Origin of the sequence: Streptomyces oryzae (assembly GCF_017676365.1) — a bacterium.
Taxonomy (GTDB): Bacteria; Actinomycetota; Actinomycetes; order Streptomycetales; family Streptomycetaceae; genus Streptomyces; species Streptomyces oryzae.
In genome coordinates, this window is sequence record NZ_JADKMA010000020.1 from 41,334 (window position 1) to 56,329 (window position 14,996).

13 protein-coding genes and 1 pseudogene are annotated in these 14,996 nt (G+C 69.7%); 8 read left to right on the plus strand and 6 right to left on the minus strand.

Annotation, left to right across the window (positions count from 1 at the left end):
- Positions 1–180 precede the first annotated feature (180 nt).
- The 7 genes and pseudogenes from ITI46_RS06505 to ITI46_RS06535 form a co-directional block, all read left to right on the plus strand.
- A pseudogene (locus ITI46_RS06505) lies at positions 181–2,157 on the plus strand (collagenase); the annotation flags it as partial.
- Between the two features lie 451 nt (positions 2,158–2,608).
- Positions 2,609–3,040, plus strand: a complete 432-nt coding sequence (locus tag ITI46_RS06510; protein ID WP_209238434.1) for a hypothetical protein — start codon at positions 2,609–2,611, stop codon at positions 3,038–3,040.
- A gap of 111 nt (positions 3,041–3,151) precedes the next feature.
- On the plus strand, positions 3,152–3,859 hold the full coding sequence (locus ITI46_RS06515; RefSeq protein ID WP_209238435.1) for a hypothetical protein: 708 nt from the start codon (positions 3,152–3,154) through the stop codon (positions 3,857–3,859).
- 287 nt (positions 3,860–4,146) lie between these two features.
- Complete coding sequence (locus ITI46_RS06520) at positions 4,147–5,121, plus strand: helix-turn-helix domain-containing protein (protein ID WP_209238436.1); 975 nt, start codon at positions 4,147–4,149, stop codon at positions 5,119–5,121.
- 131 nt (positions 5,122–5,252) lie between these two features.
- The gene (locus tag ITI46_RS06525) at positions 5,253–5,651 is read left to right on the plus strand and encodes a nuclear transport factor 2 family protein (RefSeq protein WP_307808076.1); all 399 of its coding nucleotides are present in this window, start codon (positions 5,253–5,255) and stop codon (positions 5,649–5,651) included.
- A 37-nt stretch (positions 5,652–5,688) separates the two neighbouring features.
- The gene (locus ITI46_RS06530; RefSeq protein WP_209238438.1) at positions 5,689–5,988 is read left to right on the plus strand and encodes a DUF6506 family protein; all 300 of its coding nucleotides are present in this window, start codon (positions 5,689–5,691) and stop codon (positions 5,986–5,988) included.
- A 402-nt stretch (positions 5,989–6,390) separates the two neighbouring features.
- Positions 6,391–7,191 (plus strand): SAM-dependent methyltransferase, encoded by an 801-nt coding sequence (locus ITI46_RS06535; protein ID WP_209238439.1) that lies wholly within the window; start codon positions 6,391–6,393, stop codon positions 7,189–7,191.
- A gap of 207 nt (positions 7,192–7,398) precedes the next feature.
- On the opposite strand, the gene ITI46_RS06540 is transcribed toward ITI46_RS06535, so the two are convergent.
- Positions 7,399–8,124, minus strand: coding sequence for a dienelactone hydrolase family protein (locus tag ITI46_RS06540; RefSeq protein ID WP_209238440.1), 726 nt, complete (start codon positions 8,122–8,124; stop codon positions 7,399–7,401).
- A 570-nt stretch (positions 8,125–8,694) separates the two neighbouring features.
- On the opposite strand from ITI46_RS06540, the gene ITI46_RS06545 reads away from it, so the two are divergent.
- On the plus strand, positions 8,695–10,791 hold the full coding sequence (locus ITI46_RS06545) for a phosphocholine-specific phospholipase C (protein WP_209238441.1): 2,097 nt from the start codon (positions 8,695–8,697) through the stop codon (positions 10,789–10,791).
- 143 nt (positions 10,792–10,934) lie between these two features.
- Here ITI46_RS06545 and ITI46_RS06550 read toward each other — a convergent pair whose 3' ends face one another.
- The 5 genes from ITI46_RS06550 to ITI46_RS06570 form a co-directional block, all read right to left on the minus strand.
- Positions 10,935–11,144 carry a hypothetical protein gene (locus ITI46_RS06550; protein ID WP_209238442.1) on the minus strand — a complete coding sequence of 70 codons (210 nt, stop codon included), beginning with the start codon at positions 11,142–11,144 and terminating at the stop codon, positions 10,935–10,937.
- A 226-nt stretch (positions 11,145–11,370) separates the two neighbouring features.
- Positions 11,371–12,081: a restriction endonuclease gene (locus tag ITI46_RS06555; protein WP_209238443.1), complete on the minus strand. Its 711-nt coding sequence runs from the start codon at positions 12,079–12,081 to the stop codon at positions 11,371–11,373.
- Positions 12,078–12,281: a hypothetical protein gene (locus ITI46_RS06560; RefSeq protein WP_209238444.1), complete on the minus strand. Its 204-nt coding sequence runs from the start codon at positions 12,279–12,281 to the stop codon at positions 12,078–12,080. The genes ITI46_RS06555 and ITI46_RS06560 overlap by 4 nt, the downstream gene beginning before the upstream one ends.
- Before the next feature lie 518 nt (positions 12,282–12,799).
- Positions 12,800–13,555 (minus strand): copper homeostasis protein CutC, encoded by a 756-nt coding sequence (locus ITI46_RS06565; RefSeq protein WP_209238445.1) that lies wholly within the window; start codon positions 13,553–13,555, stop codon positions 12,800–12,802.
- Positions 13,552–14,996, minus strand: a 1,445-nt coding sequence (locus ITI46_RS06570) for a M81 family metallopeptidase (protein ID WP_209238446.1), incomplete at its 5' end; no start/stop codon positions are given. The genes ITI46_RS06570 and ITI46_RS06565, both read right to left, overlap by 4 nt.

The window sequence follows — 14,996 nt, forward strand, 5'->3', positions numbered from 1 at the left end:
AGCTGATCGTACGTCGGAGCTCGCTCAACGCGTCTGCGAGCGAAGGCAATTCACTCGTGACCGGAAGCAGTCTTGCGCCATGTGATGTGTGAAATTGTACTGTCCGCATGTGGGCGTGTTCACGACAGTCGATCATTGGCGCCCACCACTGGCAGCAACATCCCCCACAGGAGAACCCAGATGAGCCGGAACGATCGAAGAAGCTCGTTACGCGCACGTCTCACCCGCGCCGCGTGCGCCGGTGTCCTCACCGTCTCGCTCGGTGCCGGAGCCGGTCAGTTCGGCGACGTCGGCACGGCCCGGGCGGCGTCGCCGAGCGCGGCCCATGCGGTACCGGAGGGCACGGCCCATGCGGCGTCCCGCGAGCAGGGGCAGGGGCCGCGGCCATCGGCCGCCGCCGCGGAGGCGGAGCACGTCCGCAGCAAGCGGCTCAAGGCCAAGGACCGCCCCCCGCTGTCCGCTTCACAGGACGCCCTGCGGCAGGACTACGACACCCCCGCGGTCCCCGCAGCACAGCGCCCCTCAGCGGCGGGGTGCTCTCCCGGCGACTTCGCGCAGACCGGCGATGCGCTGGTCAAGGAGATCACCTCGGCCACGACAGAGTGCATCAACACCCTCTTCGGCCTCACCGGCCAGGACGCGCACGGCGCGTTCCGCGAGGAGCAGATGATCACAGTCGCCGAGGCCCTGCGCGACGGCTCCGCCGGCTACCCCGGTGACGGCAGCACCGGCATGCCGCAGATCGTGCTGTTCCTGCGCGCCGGCTACTACGTGCACTGGAACCACGAGCCGGACGTGGGCGAGTACGGGCCCGAACTGAAGTCCGCGATCCGGGGCGGCCTGGACGCGTTCTTCGGCTCGGAGCACTCGCGGGACGTGACCGACGCCAACGGTGAGACCCTGTCCGAGGCGGTCACACTCATCGACAGCGCCGAGGAGAACGCCCGCTACCTCGGCATCGTCAAGCGGATGCTGGAGGGCTACGACAACTCGTACGACGACAAGCAGCGGATGCTCAGCGCCGTCAACAACGTCTACACGGTGCTGTGGCGCGGCCACCAGATGCCGGACTTCGTCAAGGCCGTCGAGGGCGACCCGAGTGTCCTCGACACGCTGCACACCTTCGCGAAGGAGCACCTCGACCTGCTCGGCGGCGAGCAGTCGTACCTCACCTCCAACGCGGGCCGCGAGCTGGGACGGTTCGTCCAGCACACCGCGCTGACGGAGAAGGCGCGCCCGCTGATGAAGGACCTGCTCGGAGTGAGCGGGATGACCGGCGAAACGGCCCCGCTGTGGGTCGGCGTGGCGGAGATGGCCGACGAGTACGACAAGGACAACTGCGCGTACTACGACGTCTGCGACCTCCAGCAGCGGCTGAAGGACGCGGTGCTGACGGACAAGGAGTCGTGCAGCGACAGCATTTCCATGGCCGCGCAGCAGATGGACGCGGGCAACTTCGCCGCCGCCTGCAAGAGCCTGAACGGACAGGACGCGTTCTTCCACGAGGTCGCCAAGGACGAAGGACCGGTGAAGGACGACAAGAACACGAGGATCGAGGTGGTCGTCTTCGACTCCCGCACCGACTACCAGACGTACGCGGGCGCGATCTACGGGATCGACACCAACAACGGCGGCATGTACCTGGAGGGCGACCCGTCGGCCGAGGGGAACCTTCCCCGCTTCGTCGCCTACGAGGCGGACTGGCTGCGGCCCGACTTCCAGATCTGGAACCTGAACCACGAGTACACGCACTACCTCGATGGCCGCTTCGACATGTACGGCGACTTCGAGGCCGGTGTCTCGACGCCGACCGTCTGGTGGATCGAGGGCTTCGCCGAGTACGTCTCGTACTCGTACCGCAAGCTTCCCTACGACGACGCGATCGAGGAGGCGGGCAAGAAGACGTATCCGCTGAGCACGCTGTTCGACACCACCTACGAGAACACCGACACCAACCGCACCTACCGTTGGGGCTATCTGGCTGTGCGCTACATGCTGGAGAAGCACCCCGGAGACGTGGACACGGTGCTGGCCTCCTACCGCGCGGGTGACTGGGACGCGGCCCGCAGCTATCTGAAGGAGACCATCGGCTCGCGCTACGACCAGGACTGGTACGCGTGGCTCGACGCCTGCGCATCGGGGGCGTGCAAGGCCGGATAGCCGGTCACCTCCGCGGTCGGCGGCTGCGGCCTGCCAGTTGCCGGAGTGGGTGTTGGCTGAACGTCAGCACCGGCGGCCGCGGCGCACGCCCGATCCGGCGCGCGCCGCGGTCACCCTGCTCACCGAGTCCTCGCCGCCGTCGACACCGGCGCGTAACACCCGGCTTCTTCACCTGCCGCGGCGCTGCGGCGCGCCGGACGGGGCCGCTGCTGCCCGGCGCCCTCTCCCACAATCACCGCCACTGGTACACGCGGTGCGAATCTGGTTGTGGACGCATCGCCAACGACTTATCAGCCTCCTTCCGCAACTCTTGAGGGGCGGCCGAGTGATGTCGGAAGCGGACCGATCGGTGCCGCGAGGAGTTGCAGGGGCGGTCCGGTCGCCTTCGCGGATGAGCGAGAGCCCGCAGCTGTTCCTCACTGTTGACCTTGAAAGGATCACTATGCGTATGACGAAGCGCGCCCTGGGTGCCGCCGCATCCACTCTCCTGGCGATTGGGGCGTTCGCCGCCTTCGGTGCCACCCCCGCAACTGCGCAAGCTCCCGCGACCACGGCCGGTTCCGGGGTGGTATGGAAGGAGCACGTCGACTACGAGCACGGGAACGCATGGATCGAGGGCAGCTTCGAGGGCCACAGGAAGGGCATCGCCGACTGGTTCAACAACGGCGACAAGCTGTGCGCCAACGACAAGCTCGCGGACGGCTGGTACGTACGGGCGGAGCTGAGCACCGGACGCAAAGTCTCCACAGCCGGCAAGCCGAGCCCTTCGTACGCGTGCAAGGGCGGCGATCTGCCGGAGAACGGCGTCTACTCGATGCGGATGTGCCTGGTCAGCAAGTGGGGTACGGATTGTTCCCCTTGGGCGCGAGCGGAAGCCTGAGGCGGCCACGTACGGCGGGTTCGGGGGGTGGCCGTGCGGAAACCATCTGACGCTGGCATGCCATACTCACGGCTCGCCGAACACAGTGACACCCTGACGGAGATTCGAACCATGACCGTACACCGCTCCCGCCGCCACCGCGTGGTGCTGGCCGCGCTGGTGCTCGGGCTCACCGGTGCGCTCGCGGTGACCGGTTGCAGCCACCACTCCTCCAAGAAGTCCAGGAGGAGCTCTTCCTCGTCCGTCAAGAAGAGCACGGGGAGCAAGAAGAGTCACAAGCGCAAGATCATCGGGGGCGGCTCGGGCAGCGGCGCCGACCACACGACCCGTGCGCGACGGAGCATGTGCAGGCCGGCCCCCGGCTCGTTCCGGTTTATCCCGCTGTCCGAGCCCAGCCATGTGCTGGTGGAGTACCGGAACAAGCGCAGCTCCAGCTGCACTCTCCACAACGCCCCGGTGCTGTACCGCGGCGAGGACGGTACGAAGGACGAGCCGTACGACAGGGCGAAGCCGCTGAAGTTCTATGAAGGCGGTCCGGAGCTGCTGGACGGCCACGTGCTCACGGTCGCGGCGCATGGGCGTGCCTACGCGAGCATCCCCACCAAGACGGCCTCGGACAAGGGGACGGCGCAGCGCTTGATGTACTTCGGCGTGATGCAGCCGCACAGCGCCGAGCTGTGGCGGACGGCCACCCCTCTCCACTTCGGGAAGTACGACCGCCTCCCGTCCATCGGAAGGACCGCGAAGGTCGGCAACTGGTACGGGACCAAGTTCCGCGCCGAGACCGCGACCGACACCCGGCCCGACTCGGCCGGGTGACCGTGGCGGTGGGGCGAAGGCCCCGCCGCCCTTGGTCCCCTGGGCGCCGGTGGGCCCGACTGGCGCGCCGGCAACGAGGGAGCACGGGCCCACGGCCCCGCCCGTACGGTATAGGACGTTCAGACCTCACAGAGCCGGCCCGAGATGGCAATGGTCATCCCCGCTGTGCGCAAATTCCTTTCCTGTTTCACGCCTCCATCGTGTGCCGGGCCTGAGGGCCCCGCGGCCCCTCGATTATCGTCGTCGCTGGTCATGAGCGACTCGCGATCTCGGGGGAGGAAAGGCGCGTGCTGAACGAGACGGTTGTCCGGAGCGACGATGTGCCTGCGGCGGACCGGCTGGCCTACTGGGCCGAGAGCGTCGGGCAGACACATGCCCCGGTGCGGATGAGAAGCGAGCACGCCCACGACTTCCACGCCCATCTGCGCGTACTGGACCTGGGGGCCGTGTCGTTGTGGCCGCAGACCTTCCAGCAACTGGTCATTCAGCGCACGCCGAAACTGATCCGGCGGTCCGACCCGGAAGTGTTCCATGTCTCGTTGGTCAGGGATGGTACCGGTGTAGGCACCTGGGAGGATCACGAGGCCGCCTACCGGCCCGCCGATCTGCATTTCAACGATTCCTCCCTGCCGTGGGAGATCCGCACCGGCGACGACCCCGTCACCGCTGTCAGCCTTGAGCTGCCCAAGTCGATGGTGCCGCTGCCGCGCAAGCTGACCGGCCGCACGCTGCCACGGCGAGTGCCGGCTGGAGAGGGCATCGGAGCGCTGCTGTCGCACTTTCTCATCCAGGTGACCAAGGACGCCGACTCATACGAGCCCGGTGACGGGGCCCGGTTGGGCAGAATCGCGGCCGAGATGGTTGCCGCGTTGTTCGCGCACGTTCTCGAGGCCGAAAACCTTCTCGCCCCCGACACCCGCCGACGGACGCTCGTGCTGAGCGTCAAGAGCCACATCCAGCGGCATCTGCATGATCCCCAGCTCAGCCCGGCCACGATCGCGGCGGCACTCCATATGTCGACCAGCTACCTGCACCGTCTCTTCGAGGGTGAGGAAGCCACCGTCGCTGCCTGGATACGCATGCGACGACTGGAGGCTGCTCGGCGTGACCTCGCCGACCCGGCGCTGCACACCGTTCCCATCCACTGCATAGCGGCTCGTTCCGGCTTTCCGCGCGCGGCCGACTTCACCAGAGCCTTCCGCGCAGCCTATGGCTGCACCCCGAGGGACTACCGCAGCGGGGCGGGTGAGGCGGGGCAGTAGACGCACCGCGAAGGGAGGTGTGGTCCGTGTGCTAAGGCTAAATCCCCTGGTCAAAAGCACACTTGGCGATACATGCCCGGGTACTCACCGGGGGGTACCCGGGTGAGATGTTCGCAGTAGGGGAGTTCGCCGTGGCCGGTACACGCGCAGTCGTGGATGAGTTCTATCGCCGCCTTGAGGAGGGCGAGTTGTCCACACTCCACGAACTGTTCGCCGAGCGGATCGATTGGGAGATCTACGGTTCCGAAGACGTGCCGTGGGTGGGCAGACGCTTCACACGCGAGGCAGCGGCCGAGTTCTTCTCCATACTCCCCGAACATCTGCAGATGGAGGACTTTTCCATCGAACGGATCTTGGTGGACGGAGAGGACGCGGTCGCCTTCGCCCGCATGCGACAGATCGTCAAAGCAACCGGCAAGCTCTTCGAGTCGCCCTGCGCATTCCACTTCACCGTCGTCGACGGAAAGATCAGCCGGTACGTCACCTTTGAGGACAGTCTCGCCCTGGCCCGCGCTTTCGGACACCAGTGATCTTTTCCGGGGCAACAGTAGTAGGAGGTCCATAGCCATGGCGCTTACGCATTTCGGCTTCATCTACACGGCAGCCGGTAGCGCTGCGGGTGGGAACTTCAGTGTCGTGGAGACCGGGAAATGCCGTTGCGTGTTCGTCGGTGTGGAGAAGCCCGAGGAAGGTGTCGAAGTTGCACACCGCCTGGTGAGCGAGGGGGTGGAGCTGATCGAGCTGTGCGGAGGGTTCGGCCCGGTGTGGGCGGGACGTGTCATCGAGGCCGTTGGCGGGGCGGTTCCTGTGGGCAGCGTCGGTTACGGCCCCGAAGCGGTCGACCAGGTGCATGCGCTCTTCTCCTGACCGGGAGTCGCCGCCCCCGGATGAGCCCCGAGCGTGATCGCCTGCGCCGTGACCAGGACCGACTGGCGTGAGCCGGACGACGCCGCGGGTCAACCTTCCCTCCCAAGGCGAGGGTGATCTAATGGGGCGGCGATACGGTACTGATGTGCGAGGGCGCGCTCGTGCCCTCCCAACGGCCTTCAGCGGGTGAGGACTTGGCGCAGCGGATGATGACGTACGCTCCAACTTGCCGCCTCAGTGAAGCGCTGCCGCCCGCTCCGCGGTCGCTGCCTGCTGTCGGCAACAGCTCTCCGTCAAGCGTCCCATGGCACAACGCACAAGCTGCGCAGACGCGTTGAGGAAGCTCAGGCCCCGCATCCGTCCCCGTGCCCTGACCCCCCACCCTCTGGAAGATGAACAGCCATGACGAACGCATCCCGGCCTCGCCGCAAGATCGACACCACGGTCCCGCACTCGGCCCGGATCTGGAACTACTGGACAGGGGGCAAGGATTACTACGAAGTCGACCGCATCGCCGGCGACCGTTACATCGACAACTACCCGCCGATGCGCCTCTTTCCCCCGGAGAGCAGGGACTGGCTGCGGCGTGCCGTGACCTTCCTGACGCGGGACGAAGGGGCCAGGCAGTTCCTGGATCTCGGTGCCGGCCTGCCCACGAGCAACAACACGCACGAGATCGCACAGCGCATCGCACCCGAGTGCCGCGTGGTCTACATCGACCACGACCCGCTGGTGATCACTCATGTCGAGGCACTCCTCACGAGTACGGAGGAAGGTGCCACGGCCTACGTCGAGGAGGACATGGAGAACACGGACCTTGTCCTGCAAGGCGCCGCCGAGACACTGGATCTGTCCAAGCCCGTCGCCGTGGTCATCAGCGATGTGCTGGGCCACATCGTGGACTGGGACGAGGCTCTCGGGCTGGTGCGCCGCCTGATGGACAGGCTTCCGTCGGGAAGTTGGCTGGCAATGAGTCACTCCACCGCAGCGGACGAGAAACACCGTGAGGTCCAGGAGGAGTACAACCGCAGCGGTGCGATCCCGTACATCTTCCGTGAGCCTTCCAAGACGGTGCAGCTCTTCGACGGCCTCGAGCTGATCGACCCTCCTGGATACACCTCCTGGCCGCGTTGGATGCCTGACGCGGACACGGGAACAGCCACCGACCGGGCGGGCTGGGGCGGAGTCGCGCGCAAGCCATGACGAGCGGCGTACGCCGCGGCCGCACCAGGGCCGAGGCAGCCGCCGCCCATTAGCGGTGGGGGTTGGCCCGGGTGAACGCCAGAGGTGACCCGCAGGCACCGGAAGGGGCGCTACCTGCTTCGGACCTCGAACCGAGCTGCTTGGCGGCGATCGGCTCCGTATGCGCCGAGGACGGGCGGGCAGGAGTGGGCGCGGGAGCCGGCCGAATCACTCCGATACGGGCAGGCACTCGGCAAGCAGGTCGACGATGTCGCGCCAGGCTCGCCGTGCGTGCCGTGGGTGGTAGCCGACGCCGGGGGGTGCGGCGTGGTCGACCGGTGGGTGGTGGAAGGCGTGAAGGGCTCCGCCGTAGACCACGAGGCGCCAGTCGATACCCGCGGCCTGCATCTCGGCGGCGAAAGCCTCCCGTTGCTCAGCGGGCATGATCGGGTCTTCCGATCCGACTCCGGCCCACACCGGGCAGCGAATGCGCGCCGCCTCGCCCGGTCGGCCCGTGGTCAGTGCGTTGACCGTCCCGATCACGCGCAGGTCGACGCCGTCGCGCCCGAGTTCCAGCCCGATGGCGCCCCCGGTGCCGTACCCGACAGCGGCGATCCGGTCGGGGTCGGTCCGCGGTTCGGCGCGCAACACGTCGAGCGCCGCATGGCCGATGCCCCGCATCCGGCCGGGGTCGGCGAGCAGCGGCATGCAGCGGGCCAGCATCTCCTCCGGGTCGTCCAAGTACCGCCCGCCGTGGAGGTCGAAGGCCAGCGCCACGTACCCCAGCTCAGCCAGGGCATCGGCCCGGTGGCGCTCGACGTCGCTGAGCCCCATGCCCTCTGGCCCGAGCAGCACCGCGGGCCGGGGCTCGGCACCGGCCGGGAGCGCGAGGTGCCCGGTCATCGTCAGACCGTCGGCCGGGTATTCGACCGTACGCGTTGTGATCGTCGTCATGAGACCGGACTTTAGTGATCGTCGAGGCCCGCCGGGCCGGTGTTCACCGCTGGCAGACGGCGGTTTGTCCGGCTGCACCACCGGGGCACCGGCCGCCTGTCGTCATGCGTGCTCCGCAGAGCCGGATTTGCCGTGAGCAGGCGCTGGATTTCGGCGCGCCGGGATCGCGTCTCGAGCACCAGCAGTACGCACAGTACGTGCTGGCCGCGGACCCTCCGCACCAGGTTCCGCTCGCCCTTGTCATGAGCTGTTCACCCAGCGGGCCGCAACCGTCCATCGATGTGACCAGCTCGGCGCAGAGCCTCCTCGGCGTGAGCACGTGCACTTCGTTCCCGGGAGCTGGGCCTGGGGACCGCCGTGGTCGGCTTCGGTGCGGGGCCTGCGTCCCGGCGGGGGAGTGCGGGCGGCGGCTGACAACTCGGGTCGAAGCCGGGCCGACCGGATCGCCGCCCCCGCAGGACGAGTGGCGCGCCCCGGACACCCGAGCGGGCCCGGACCACCGAGGTGTCCGGCCGAACCGGCACTCCACCCCCCATCCCCTTCCCCTCCCCGAAAGATACGGAGACCGAGATGAGTACGTCCCTCTCCCGGCGCCGGGCCCTCGCCCTTGGCGCCGGAGCGCTCGGCGCCTCGGCAGCGGCTTCGCTGCTGCCGCCCTCCCTGCAGCGAGCCCTGGCCGCCGAGCCGCTGTCCGGCGGTCTGGACACGGTGAAGCATGTGGTGATCCTGATGCAGGAGAACCGGTCCTTCGACCACTACTTCGGCATGCTGCGCGGCGTGCGCGGCTTCGCCGACCGCAACGCCGTCGAGCTGCCGAACGGCGGTCCCGTCTACCGACAGCCGGACGGCAGAAAACACGTACTTCCCTTCCCTGTGCGGGCCGCGGCGGAGGCGCAGGAGAAGGATCTCCAGTACATCGGTGCGCTCAACCACGACTGGGACGGCGGCCAGAAGGCGTGGAACGGCGGCTGGATGAACCAGTGGATCGCCGCCAAGACACCGGCCACCATGGCGTACTACGACCGGGCCGATATCCCCCTCCAGTACGAGCTGGCCGACACCTTCACGGTCTGCGACGCCTACCACTCCTCCATGCACACCTCGACCAGCCCCAACCGCAACTACCTGTGGAGCGGCAACTCCGGGAACGAGGCAGACGGCAAGCGGGCCATCGGCAACGATGCCTACGACGAGGGAACCCACCCGGGCTACACCTGGGCCACCTACGCGGAACTGCTGGAGAAGGCGGGCCGCAGCTGGCAGACGTACACCGAGTGGGAGAACTTCACCGACAACCAGATCGAGTTCTTCGCCACCTTCAAGGCGGTGGCCCGCAAGGCGCTGGCGAAGACCGGCGGCCACACCTATATGGAGTCCTTCTACGCGGTGGTCCGCGACACCTCCGACGCCGCCGAGCGCAAGCGGCTGCTGGGACTGCTGGACGAGGGCGTCGCCACACTCTCCCCGGCCGAGCGCAGCCTGTTCGACCGGGCGCTGCGCCGGGTGGCGACCGGCACCCTCGCCGAGGCCTTCTCACGAGACGTGGCCGCCGGAAAGCTGCCGGAGGTGTCGTACATCGTCCCCTCGGCCGTCGATTCCGAGCACCCCAGCGTGTCGTCACCGATCCACAGCGCGTCCATCGTCTACAAGGTGCTGGACGCCCTCGCCTCGCACCCCGAGGTGTGGCAGCACACGGTCGTCCTGATCAACTACGACGAGAACGACGGCTTCTTCGACCACGTCCCGCCGCCGGTCCCGCCCGCCGACGACCCCGACGAGTGGTGGAAGGGCAAGCCCACCGGCCTGGGTATCCGGGTGCCGCTGCTGGTGGTCTCGCCCTGGACAGTGGGCGGTTACGTCTGCTCCGAGGTCTTCGACCACACCTCGGTGAACCGCTTCCTGGAGCGCTGGACGGGAATCGAGGACCCCAACATCACGCCCTGGCGCCGCCGCGTCTGCGGTGACCTCACCTCGGCCTTCGACTTCACCGACAGCCAGGCCCAGCCCACTGTGCAACAGCCGGGGCCCATACCGCCGTTCACCGGCCGCTGGCAGCCCGAGCCCCCTGCCGACCAGCGGATGCCGGAGCCGGAGCCGGGCACCCGGCCCGCCCGTCCGCTGCCGTACCAGCCGGAGGCGCACGCAACGGTAACCGACGGCAAGGTGACGGTGGCGCTCACCAACACGGGCAAGTCCGGCGTGCACTTCGCGCTGTACCCGTACGCGGGCGAGTTCAAGACGCCGCAGCACCAGGACGTCACGGACAGCGGCCGCTGGACGGTTCCGGTCTCCGGCGACCGCTACCGCTTCACGGTGACCGGACCGAACGGCTTCCGCCGCGAGTTCGCCGGCGGTGTGAAGGCGCCGGGCGCCGAGGTGCGGTCGGCCGTGGACGCGGGCACCCGCGAGCTCCGGCTGACCCTCCGCAACCGCTCGGCCTCCGCCCTCACCTTCACCCTCAGGCCGCAGGGCTATGTGAGCGAAGCGGACGCGACCCGGCTCACCCAGCAGATCCGGGTGGCCCCGGGCGCCGAGGCCACCGCCGTCCACCCGGCGGCACGGACGCACGGCTGGTACGACCTGGCAGTGACCGTGGACGGCGACTCCGCCTTCCACCGCCGCCTGATGGGCCACATCGAAAACGGGCACGCCAGCGTCTCCGGCTGAACCGGACGGCGACGCCGAGGCGGAGCCGGCTGCCTTACGCCGACGGGCGGGCGGCTCCGCTCCCTCACCCGCCCGTCACCGTCCGGCTGCCCACTGCCGAAATGGGCGGGCGACCCAGCCGTTTCCCGGCCATCCGGCTACAGCTAAAGCTTGATCTCAGCGACCTGCTCGACGAGTTGCCCTGTCACCCGCAGCAGCCCCTGCCCCAGTTCGGTCGGCGCGAGGAGGAGGCCCAGGACCAGGACGATGAGGACGGTCAGCTTCTCGTCGGCACGACTCCGAGCCTCCGTACGGCGCCGCAGACGCACTACGACGATGAACGCCAGGAGCACAGCCAGGTTGATGTTGAGCACCCGCCCCCCTCTCGCCTCTGCCCCGTTGTAAGGCACATTGCCTCCCCCGCGCAGGCATGCGAGCGCAGTTGGCGCTGTTCAGTCCCCCTTTGACTGGAAGTACGCGGCGCTGTCCCGTACGACGCGCCCGATGCCCCTCGGAGTCCAACTGAAAGACGCCTAGTCGCGGACGGCGCAGTGGGGGGCTGATACCGGCCGGTGGTCAGCCCCCCACCGCTGTGCTCGGTCAGCGCGCCGGCCGCCGCGGTGGCGGAACCTTCGGTAACAGTTCCCACAGCGGCCAGGAGCCCGCAGCCCACCGCGCGAGCATGTGGCGGTCCACCAGGTGCATCTGCTGGTCCCTCCCGAAGGGGACGGCGTCCCGGGTGAAGCGCCCGTTGGTGAGCATCACCACCACGTCCGCGTTGTGCACCGGCCGTGCCGTCCCGTTGAGCCGTTGCAGGTCCGGGGTGCCGATGGCCGCGCCGGCCAGGCCGTCACGGCGGTGCTTGCACTGGATCACCCACCGCCGGCCCGCAGGGTCCGTTGCGATGACATCCGCACCCTTGTCCCCCCGGCCCCCGGTGCGTACCGCGTCCCGGCAGCCGTCCCGGAACATCAGGTCACGTACCGCGTGCTCGAACTCCGCGTGACCCAGCGTGTCCAGCTGCGCCACCTGGAAGCGCAGCCCGTGAGCCCGAGCCGCCTCCCACCGCCGCCGCTGCACCTGCTGCTGCCACCACACGGCTGCGGCAGCCGCGGTCAGTACCCCGGCCAGGACCAGCACCCACCAGTGAGCGAGGAGCCACTGCACCAGGGCGATGACCAGGCTCACGCCGACCACCACGACCACCCCGGCAGCCAGCAGCTTCGCCTCCCCGTTGCCCCGCCGCCTGCGCCGGCGACGGACCGGAGCCCTCCGGGCCGGAGCCTTCCGCACCGGCCGCCGCCCGCTCACCGGGCGCTCCCGGGCTGCGGCGGCTTGCCGGTGGGAAAGGTGATCCGCAGCAGTGGCGTCTCCACCTCGCCGCGGGGCGCCGCAGGAGCCTTCGGCTTGCCCCGCTGCTCACGGGAGGCGGCATGGCCGTCTCCGCCACCGTGCCCCCCGATGGCTATGAGCAGCAGCGCGATGGCAGCAGCCACCGCCAGAACCGGCACCGGCCCTCCCGGGACCGCCCCTCGCAAGGCCGGAGCAGACCTGCTGTGCGCTCGTACCGGAGTCCCATCCCTGCGCGTGTACGCACGGACGTCAACCACATGCCCTCCCTTGGTGAATTCAGCGGATCCCCGCGAACTCCCAGTGCACCACGCTCCACTGACAGCCCGTCACCGAGCAGATCACTGGGAGGGGAGCCGGTCGGGGAGGTTCGGCGCCGTGGAACGCGAAGTGAGCGACATCGGTCCACAGCCACATGGCTCCACCGATCTGCTACGGGCACTTGATCGCACTACGGACCAGGGCGGCGTTCGGGGACATCGGCAACACCGTGGACGTCGGACCAATCGTCCGGGACGACGAGGACGGGCCTCGTCACTGAGCAGGGGACGAACAGCCAGGGGCTGACACCAACGGAGGCGCTGCCCGTTTCGATGCCAAGGAGAAGGCCGCCCGCAGGGTGGGCGGCGGGGCGTCCATGTCGGTGGGGCGTCCGGCGCAGCCGGCGGCCGGTTCGGGGTCAGCTCGCCGCGTCCAGCGCCCGCCGGGCGTCGGCGACGACAGCGGGGTCCGTGACGAAGTGGGTGTCCTGCTCGGCCGAGGCCCCTGAGGCGCCGAGCGGTACCCAGTGGCCGCCGCGCCGGGGGGCGGCCCGGGTTTTGGCGGAGAGGTGGACGGCGGCGGCGCCCGCGGCGACCAGTTCCGGGATGGTGCCGGGGTGCACTCCGCCGCCGGCCATCACCTCCACGCCGGGAGCGGCGGCGGCCATCGCGGCGATCTGTCCGGCTCCCTCGGCCGCCGTGGCGGCGCCGCCGGAGGTCAGCACCCGGGTGAGACCGAGCCCGGGGAGGAGCGCGGCGGCGGCAACCGGGTCGGCGGCCTGGTCGACGGCGCGGTGCAGGGTGACCTCGACCGGCCGGTCTGCGGCGTGGGCGGCGTCGCTGAGCGCGGCGATGGCGCGGACGTCGAGGCCGCCGTCGGCGGTGAGCGCGCCGATCACCACCCCGCGCGCGCCGGAGGCGACGGCGGACCGCACCTCGGCGGCCATCAGCGCGACCTCCTCCGCGTCGTACACGAAGTCGCCCGGCCGGCACCTGACCAGCACCTGCACCGGTGGCCCGGCCTCGACGGCGGCCTCGATCAGTGCTGCGGACGGGGTGAGGCCGCCCAACTCCAGGCCGGTGCACAGCTCGACCCGGTCGGCGCCGTGCTCGCGGGCGGTGCGGGCGCCGGTCGGCGAGGTGACGGCGATCTCGAGAGCGGGGCGGCCGCTCACTCGTCGTCCCCGGTCAGCGGCCGGTCGGAGGCGGGGATGATACGGGCCGTCAGGCCGGGGTCGGCCATGTCGCGATCGAAGGGGAACATCGGGCGGCGGATGCGGTGGTGGCCCAGGCGCACCAGGTCCTGGTCGACACCGCCGGGGGTGAGCGCCATCTTCCAGCTGACGGCCATCTGCGCAAGCTCGGGTTCCAGGTAACCGATCTTCACGATCACGATGTCGGCGCTGCGCGGGTCGAGGCCGAGGCCGGTGAAGTCGTCCTCGTGGTGGTAGGGCTTGCGCAGCTGGGTGAGGATCGCGTGGACGCTGCCGACCCGGACGACGACCTCCGTCCGGGCGTCGCGGTCGCCGTGCCGGACCGCGTGCACCACGCCGGTGAGGGTGACCGGTCCGGCGTGGCGGGCGTCGACCTCGGCTCCTGCGGTGACGGTGACGGTCGCGCCGACGCCCGCCTCGACGGCGGTCTCTACCGCCTCCGGCCCCGGCACGGAGGCGTAGATCACCGTCGGGCCGTCTTCCTTGTGGAACTCCGGCCGCTCCAGCAGCCGGGTCAGGCCCCAGGTGACGTCGCCGGCGCCGCCGGCGGTCGGGTTGTCACCGGTGTCGCTGACGAAGTAGGGGCGTTGGACGGAGGCGAGAGCCTCGTCCAGGATGCCGTCGAAGGTGCCGGTGGGGGCGACGAAGCCGAAGTCGCGGCGCGCTTCCCAGAATCCGCGGGCGAGCCGTTCGGCGCCGGCCGCGACGGCGGCCTCGTCCTGGCCGGTGACGACGACGGCGGCACGGTTGCGCGGCTCGTCGGCCCAGGCGTAGCCGACCCAGATCGCGGCGTCGATGACGCCCTCGGCGGCCTCGACCTCCTCGACCGCGGCGTACACGCTCCTTGCGGGTTCGACGCGCGTCGAGGTCTGCTCGCCTGCCAGCAGCACCGGCACCGGCACCCACGCCTTGACCGGACGGGGCGCGCCGGAGGCCAGCAGGTCCACCAGGTTGCGGGCGGCCCGCTCCTTGGTCTCCATGTGGTCCTCGTGGGGTGCCATCCGGTAGCAGGTGATCAGGTCGCTGCGGTGGGCGAGTTCCCGGGAGACGTTGCCGTGCAGGTCCATGGAGGTGGAGACGATCACGTCGGGGCCGACGGTGGCGCGGATGCGCTCCAGCAGTACCGCCTCGGCGTCGTCGATGCCCTCTACGGTCATGGCGCCGTGGATGTCGTACCAGAGGCCGTCCAGCTCGGGCAGGGCGGCGAGCCGGTCGATCAGCTCACCGGTCAGCTCCTCCCAGGCGGCGGCCGTGACGGTCCCGCCCGGCAGCGACTTGCCGACGAGAGCGCCGTGCCACTCGGCGGCCTCGCGCAGCTCCCGGCCCGGCGCGAGGAAGGGGTAGCGCCCGAGAACCTCGTCCCCGCGCGAGGGGTGGAAGGCGGGGGCCTGGGTGCGGGCGG

Excerpts from the sequence above, each read along its gene's own strand:
- ITI46_RS06540 (WP_209238440.1), bottom strand. The coding sequence starts at position 8,124 with ATGACGACGATCACAACGCGTACGGTCGAATACCCGGCCGACGGTCTG.
- ITI46_RS06545 (WP_209238441.1), top strand. The coding sequence starts at position 8,695 with ATGAGTACGTCCCTCTCCCGGCGCCGGGCCCTCGCCCTTGGCGCCGGA.
- ITI46_RS06515 (WP_209238435.1), top strand. The coding sequence starts at position 3,152 with ATGACCGTACACCGCTCCCGCCGCCACCGCGTGGTGCTGGCCGCGCTG.
- ITI46_RS06510 (WP_209238434.1), top strand. The coding sequence starts at position 2,609 with ATGACGAAGCGCGCCCTGGGTGCCGCCGCATCCACTCTCCTGGCGATT.
- ITI46_RS06530 (WP_209238438.1), top strand. The coding sequence starts at position 5,689 with ATGGCGCTTACGCATTTCGGCTTCATCTACACGGCAGCCGGTAGCGCT.
- ITI46_RS06535 (WP_209238439.1), top strand. The coding sequence starts at position 6,391 with ATGACGAACGCATCCCGGCCTCGCCGCAAGATCGACACCACGGTCCCG.